Genomic DNA, 6833 nt, shown 5'->3' on the forward strand with positions numbered 1-6833 from the left:
CTGTATTTCTTGGCTTTCATCGTAGTATTCCTTTTCTTGTGAGTTTAAGGACTTTTTTCTACTTTGATTCGCTTTTATTTTTTGGGATGATTACCCTATTACTTTCATTTTGCTTCCCTAGTTAACGTACTGCGTTGATTTTTAGTTACATTAGATGCAGATTTATGGCAAGTGATTTAAATATTTTAAATCTAAGTATGTAGTATAAATAAAAAACGGACTGCATAGCGGTGCATTTTTTATTGCTCCCAATGTTGTGTTAAATAGTCTTGCAATAAATCATGCTCAAATCTTTCTTTGCAATAGCCTACCCGAACCATACGTACTCACTTCCACCGCCGCATCGAGGCGACAATTCACGGCACTTCAATAATTTCCCCGTTTTTACGTTAAATCAACCTACCCAAAATAACTAGAGCCTCCTCCTCTTTTTAATCACATTTTCCCCTCGGATGACCAATGGTTGTCGCTGCTGTATTGGCTTAGTCTAACGGGTGTAGGAAAAGGTTTAAAAAAGGAGTAATCATGACTTTATCCAAAAAACGGGCTTATTCAGTCCTTGCCTCTAGCACGTTTGCATTCACCATTTGCTTTATGGTGTGGATGATGTATGCGGTGTTGGGGATTCCCATCAAAAAAGAACTTAATTTAAATGAAACGCAGTTTGGTTTGTTGACCGCGATGCCTGTTTTGTCGGGGTCGTTGGTGCGCGTGCCTTTGGGTATTTGGACGGATAAATACGGTGGGCGGATTGTGTTTTTTACGTTGATGATGGCAAGTGTGATTCCTATTTATTTGACGCAATTTTCTACTGAGTATTGGCAGTTTTTGGTGATTGGTTTGTTTGTCGGTTTGGCGGGTGGTTCGTTCTCGGTGGGGACGCCATACGTGGCGCGTTGGTTTCATCGTGACCAGCAGGGTTTTGCGATGGGTATTTTTGGGGCGGGTAATGCGGGTGCTTCGTTGACGAAGTTGATTGCGCCTTCGATTATTGCGCTGTATGGCTGGACGATGTTGCCGACGGTGTATGCCGCCATGATGTTGGGGACGGCGATTTTATTTTGGTTGTTTAGTTATAGCGATTCAAGTCATTTGGTGACGACTAAAACCAGTGTCGGTGAGCAGTTGGCTTTGATGAAGGATCCTGCGGTGCTGCTCTATTGTCAATATTACTCGGTTGTTTTTGGTGGTTATGTTGCGCTGGCGTTGTGGATGGTGCATTACTACGTGGATGAGTATGGTTTTGGTCTTAAGCAGGCGGCTTTTTTAGCGGCGTGTTTTTCTTTGCCAGGTGGTGTGTTGCGTGCCTTGGGCGGGTATTTGTCTGATAAGTTTGGCGCATATAAGGTGACGTGGGCGGTGATGTGGGTGTGTTGGGTGATTTTCTTTATTCTTTCGTATCCGCAGACTGACTTTACGGTGAAAACGGTCAGTGGCGAACAGACGTTTCATCTGGGCTTAAATGCGACGTTGTTTACTTTGTTGTTGTTCGGCGTGGGCGTGGCGATGGCTGTTGGTAAGGCTTCTGTGTTTAAGTTTATTGCGGATGAGTTCCCTAGCAATATCGGGGCTGTGTCGGGTGTGGTCGGGCTGGCGGGTGGCTTGGGTGGTTTTGTATTGCCGATTATGTTTGGTGCTTTGGTTGATTTAACGGGTGTGCGTTCCAGTTCGTTTATGTTGTTGTATGGCACGGTGTGTGTCAGTTTGATTTGGATGCATTTTTCTTTTAAAGGCGTTCAGTCGCGTGCGCTGAAGTCGTCTTAAGTATGTGTGTCATCTGTATGTGATTGATATCTCATTTGTCAGTCGTTTTTATCGGGTGTGGCTGGGCTATTTTTAGGCGGCACACCGTCTCACTGTCTTTATCTTGGAAAGTATCATGGCTAAACTCATCACTCATTGGAACTCGGAAGATGCTGAATTTTGGCGGCGCGAAGGCCGAGCCATTGCACGACGAAATTTATGGATTTCGGTGCCTGCATTATTTTTGGCATTTGCGGTTTGGCAAATTTTTAGCGTGACCGCGACTTTTTTGCCTGAAATTGGATTTAAATATACCAAAGAGGAGTTGTTTACCTTAGCGGGCTTGCCTGCGTTATCAGGCGCAACTTTACGCATTTTTTATTCGTTCGTCGTCCCTGTTTTTGGTGGTCGTCGTTGGACGGCTTTTTCAACCGCCAGTTTGTTAATTCCCTTGGTGGGGTTGGGCATGGCGGTTCAAAATCCAGATACGCCGTATTGGGTGATGCAAGTGTTGGCGTTGTTGTGTGGTTTTGGCAGTGCTAATTTTAGTTCATCGATGAGCAATATCAGTTTCTTTTTTCCAAAGGCTGAAAAAGGCGCAGCCTTGGGCATCAATGCAGGCTTTGGTAATTTGGGCGTGTCTGCGGTGCAGTTTGTCGTGCCTGTGATTGTCACGATGGGTGTTTTGTCGCTTGGCTCAGAGCCGCAAGTGTGGACGAAAGCAGGGCAAGTGAAAACCATTTGGTTGCAAAACGCCGCTTTCTTTTGGGTGCCTTTAGTGGCCTTGGCTGCCGTGGCGGCTTGGTTTGGCATGAATGATTTGAGCAGTGCGAAGGCTTCGTTTTTAGAACAATCAGTCATTTTTAAGCGCAAGCACAATTGGCTGATGTGTTGGTTGTATTTGGGTACTTTTGGCTCATTTATTGGCTTTGCGGCAGGTTTTGGCTTGTTGATGAAAGGGCAGTTTCCACACATCAACGCCACTCAATATACATTTTTAGGCGCGTTAATTGGCGCATTGTCTCGAGTGGTCGGGGGCAAAATCGCCGATAAAGTGGGGGCGGCACGCGTCACAACCTTTGTGTTTGCGGGCATGATTGCAGCGGTGTGCGGCGTTCTTTTCTTCTTACCCGATAATGGGCAAGGCGGTAGTTTTACAGGGTTTTTTGCTTGTTTCATCATTTTGTTCGCGCTCACAGGCGTGGGCAATGCCTCAACTTTTGCGCAAGTGCCTAAAATTTTCAGCACGTTACATGAGCGCATGGCGGCTAAAAATGCCAGTGCCGAGACCATTGCTGCGCTGGCGAATAAAGAAGCGGCGGCAGTGTTGGGCTTTAGCGCGGCAATGGGTGCGTATGGTGGTTTCTTCATCCCCAAAAGTTATGGCTTATCCATTAGCATGACGGGCGGCGTTCAAACAGCTTTACTCGCATTTATTGCATTTTATGTGTCTTGTTTGTTGGTCAACTGGTGGTTTTATTCACGCAAAAATGCTGAAGTGCCTTGCTAAATAACTTTTTAAAAAACCTAAAAAGTCCGTAAACATAAAGCTTTTGCGGACTTTTTTTGTGACATATCGCTTTTATATTCCTATATAATTAAGGCTCCAATCACTGAGCCCATGAGGACTTTATGCAAATTAAACAAAATTCAGTTGTTCATATTCATTACACGCTTACCAATGACGCGGGTGAAGTCGTCGATAGCTCAGTGGGCAAAGAGCCTTTGATGTACATGCAAGGTCATCAAAATATCATCCCAGGCTTAGAAAACGCTTTGTTAGGCAAATCAGTCGGCGAGCAACTCAAAGTCAGCATTGAACCTGAAGATGCTTACGGCGTGCGCAATGATGACGCGATTCAACAAGTGCCACGTGAAGCATTTGCCAATGTACCTGATTTGGCGGTCGGCATGCAGTTGCATGGCAATTCGCCTCAAGGTCCAATTTCAGTCGTTGTGATGGCGATTGCTGAAGACGTTGTGACGGTGGATGCCAACCATCCTTTAGCGGGTCAACGCCTGCATTTTGATGTTACAGTTGACGCTGTACGTGATGCCACCGAAAGCGAATTGTCGCACGGCCATGCTCACGCAGGCGACGGCCATCATCATTAATAGCATTAGTTGTACGGTGTGTTATGAAAAATGGGTCTTTAGATAATAAAGACCTGTTTTTTTTATGATTTGTACCTCTGTTCAAAACAGTGTTCTAAAGCAAGAGTTGGGCACGAATCTTCATTGATGCTCGCTAATGTCAATGATAGAATCAGAAAGTTGTCTAAGGTGGTGTTGAATATTTAAAAAGAATAGGTGCCCTCTACTAATGCCAGAGATTTGATAAGTATAATGAGTGCGTATTACGTAAAATAGACTTTTGTTTTGAAGCGCCTTTACTGATGAGATGATTGCTGTTTTAATTTTTTATCATCAATTTTAGGTGGCGAGGCTAATGAAAAAGCCTTGATACGTGAATTAAGATTGAATTTGAGTGTTTTTTGGGGGATAAATGAAAAAAGCGATTATTACAGGAATTACAGGGCAGGACGGGGCCTACTTGGCAGAGCTGTTGTTGAGTAAGGGGTATGAAGTTTTTGGTACATATCGTCGCACAAGTTCGGTAAATTTTTGGCGCTTGGAAGAGTTAGGGGTGATGAACAACCCTAATTTACACTTAATTGAATACGATGTGACTGATCAGGCGGCCACTATTCGAATTGTCGCTAAAGTTCAACCCGATGAGATTTATAATTTAGCAGCACAAAGTTTTGTTGGTGTTTCTTTTGAACAACCTCTGGCGACAGCCCATATCACAGGTCTTGGGGCGGTTCATTTGCTTGAGGCCATCCGTATTTTGAATCCTAAAATTCGCTTTTACCAAGCTTCGACCTCAGAGATGTTTGGTCTTGCACAAGAGGTGCCTCAAAGCGAAAAAACCTCACTTTACCCGCGTAGTCCATATGGTATCGCGAAGCTCTATGCGCACTGGATGACAATCAACTACCGTGAGTCGTACGATATTTTTGCTTCAAGTGGGATTTTGTTTAATCATGAGTCTCCTTTGCGAGGTCGTGAGTTTGTAACTCGAAAAATCACAGATTCTGTCGCTAAAATTAAATTGGGTAAGCTCGATTGTTTAGAGCTGGGTAATCTAGATGCGAAACGTGACTGGGGTTTTGCTAAAGAGTATGTCGAGGGTATGTGGCGTATATTACAAGCAGATAAAGCCGATACTTTTGTTTTGGCGACGAATAGAACAGAAACAGTAAGAGACTTCGTGATTATGGCATTTAAGGGCGCGGGTATTACTGTTGAGTTTAAAGGTAATGGTTTGGATGAAGTAGCGGTAGATGTTGCAACAGGTAAAATAGTTGTGCGTATTAATCCAAAATTTCATCGCCCTGCCGAAGTTGATTTGTTAATCGGCAATCCCGCTTACGCTAAGCAAATACTCGGTTGGGAGTCTAAAACAACTTTAGAGCAGTTGTGCCAAATGATGGTGGAAGCAGATTTGCGTCGTAATCAAGTTGGGTTTTCTTTTTAAATGAACAAGATCGTTTTACTTACGGGAGCTCATGGTTTCACGGGGCGTTACGTCCGCAGGGCACTAGAGCTTGACGGCTTTAAAGTTTTTGGTTTGGTTCAAAAAGACGCTTTAGCTGAAGATGAGATTGAGGCCGATTTATTAGATTTAGCTTCATTGTGCTTGGCCGTTGCACGAGTGAAACCTAATTTTGTTATTCATTTGGCCGCGCTTGCTTTTGTTGATCATGGAAGCGCGAAGTTGTTCTACGATGTTAACTTGTTTGGCACAATGAATTTGCTAGAGGCGTTGCATGCTGAGGCGCCTCAAGTTGAAAAAATACTGTTATCAAGTAGCGCAAATGTATATGGCAATCCAACTGTTTCAATAGTGAACGAAGACACACCGCCTTCACCCATTAATCATTATGCAACCAGCAAATTGGCTATGGAGTTTATGGCGAGGACATGGTCTGACCGTTTGCCCATTGTATTTACTCGACCATTTAATTACACAGGAGCGGGTCAAGAGTTACAGTTTTTAATTCCAAAAATTGTTGACCATTTTCGACGAAGGGCTGATGTCATTGAGTTAGGGAATTTAAAAGTGACTCGTGAGTTCAATGATGTGCGGATGATTGCAAAGGCATATAGTGACTTGATGCAACGTGCAGAGCCGAATTCCTTGTTCAATCTTTGTTCTGGGCGAGGGTATCAGCTCACTGAGGTCATTCAGTTGTGTGAGCAACTAACGGGTCATACAATGGACATAAGAGTAAATCCTGCGTTTGTTCGTGCAAATGAGCTTAAATTATTGGTAGGCGATGCTTCTAGGCTTAATCAAAAACTACCGCAATTACCTAAATATGATTTAAAAGATACTTTAACGTGGATGCTAAAATAGCTGTTTTAGGCTTGTTGAAGACGTAAACTTCGTTTTAGCCAAAAATAGAGTCTTAACTTTAAAAAATGGCCGTGATATTAAATAATATGAATATTTCACCCAATAGCATCCCAATGTATTTTGCTCTTTCCGCCTTATTCCTTTTTTTGGCGGCTGTTATCCAACGCCTTAATCAGTTTTATAGCTTGCCGCAGCACAAAACTTTTAAGCATGTTGCGATTGATGGACTTCGGGGTTTTTTGGCTTTAGGGGTTTTTTTTCATCACTCACTTATCAATTATAACTATATAGCCACAGGGGTTTGGACGACACCGAATTCAAGGTTTTATACGATGCTTGGTCAGTTGAGCGTTGGTTTGTTTTTTGCAATAACGGCCTTCTTATTTTGGAGTAAGGTGCTTGACTCTAGAGATGGCATTAATTGGAAAACATTATATGTGTCTAGGGTTAGACGAATCATGCCAATGTACTTGGTTAGTGTTGTAATTGTTATTGTATTCACATTAGTCCTTGCTTATTCTGAAAATGTTGCGTTGTTTTCAACTGTTGAATCTTTTGTGGGAATGTGCCAAGGTAATCATCCCAAAAAATAAAAGCGAATCAAAGTAGAAAAAAGTCCTTAAACTCACAAGAAAAGGAATACTACGATGAAAGCCAAGAAATACAG

Annotated in this window: 6 protein-coding genes; all 6 read left to right on the plus strand. The window is 43.0% G+C overall.

Annotation, left to right across the window (positions count from 1 at the left end; translation table 11 throughout):
- Positions 1-525 precede the first annotated feature (525 nt).
- The 6 genes from DFR44_RS10910 to DFR44_RS10935 all read left to right on the plus strand — a co-directional run bounded on the left by DFR44_RS10910 (position 526) and on the right by DFR44_RS10935 (position 6759).
- Positions 526-1764, plus strand: a complete 1239-nt coding sequence (locus DFR44_RS10910) for an MFS transporter (protein ID WP_133621600.1) — start codon at positions 526-528, stop codon at positions 1762-1764.
- Positions 1765-1876: 112 nt separating this feature from the next.
- Complete coding sequence (locus tag DFR44_RS10915; RefSeq protein WP_425459569.1) at positions 1877-3253, plus strand: MFS transporter; 1377 nt, start codon at positions 1877-1879, stop codon at positions 3251-3253.
- Between the two features lie 122 nt (positions 3254-3375).
- A complete protein-coding gene (locus tag DFR44_RS10920) occupies positions 3376-3858 on the plus strand; it encodes an FKBP-type peptidyl-prolyl cis-trans isomerase (RefSeq protein ID WP_133621602.1) in 483 nt (160 codons plus the stop codon).
- Positions 3859-4249: 391 nt separating this feature from the next.
- Positions 4250-5284, plus strand: coding sequence for a GDP-mannose 4,6-dehydratase (gene gmd / locus DFR44_RS10925; RefSeq protein ID WP_133621603.1), 1035 nt, complete (start codon positions 4250-4252; stop codon positions 5282-5284).
- On the plus strand, positions 5285-6166 hold the full coding sequence (locus DFR44_RS10930; protein WP_133621604.1) for a GDP-mannose 4,6-dehydratase: 882 nt from the start codon (positions 5285-5287) through the stop codon (positions 6164-6166).
- A gap of 65 nt (positions 6167-6231) precedes the next feature.
- Positions 6232-6759, plus strand: a complete 528-nt coding sequence (locus DFR44_RS10935; RefSeq protein WP_133621605.1) for an acyltransferase family protein — start codon at positions 6232-6234, stop codon at positions 6757-6759.
- Positions 6760-6833: the final 74 nt, after the last annotated feature.

Origin of the sequence: Hydromonas duriensis, assembly GCF_004363775.1 — a bacterium.
GTDB lineage: Bacteria > Pseudomonadota > Gammaproteobacteria > Burkholderiales > Burkholderiaceae > Hydromonas > Hydromonas duriensis.

What these genes read in the sequence shown, in the direction of transcription:
- DFR44_RS10910 (WP_133621600.1), top strand. Translation starts at nt 526, where the DNA reads ATGACTTTATCCAAAAAACGGGCTTATTCAGTCCTTGCCTCTAGCACG.
- gmd (WP_133621603.1), top strand. Translation starts at nt 4,250, where the DNA reads ATGAAAAAAGCGATTATTACAGGAATTACAGGGCAGGACGGGGCCTAC.
- DFR44_RS10930 (WP_133621604.1), top strand. Translation starts at nt 5,285, where the DNA reads ATGAACAAGATCGTTTTACTTACGGGAGCTCATGGTTTCACGGGGCGT.
- DFR44_RS10935 (WP_133621605.1), top strand. Translation starts at nt 6,232, where the DNA reads ATGGCCGTGATATTAAATAATATGAATATTTCACCCAATAGCATCCCA.
- DFR44_RS10920 (WP_133621602.1), top strand. Translation starts at nt 3,376, where the DNA reads ATGCAAATTAAACAAAATTCAGTTGTTCATATTCATTACACGCTTACC.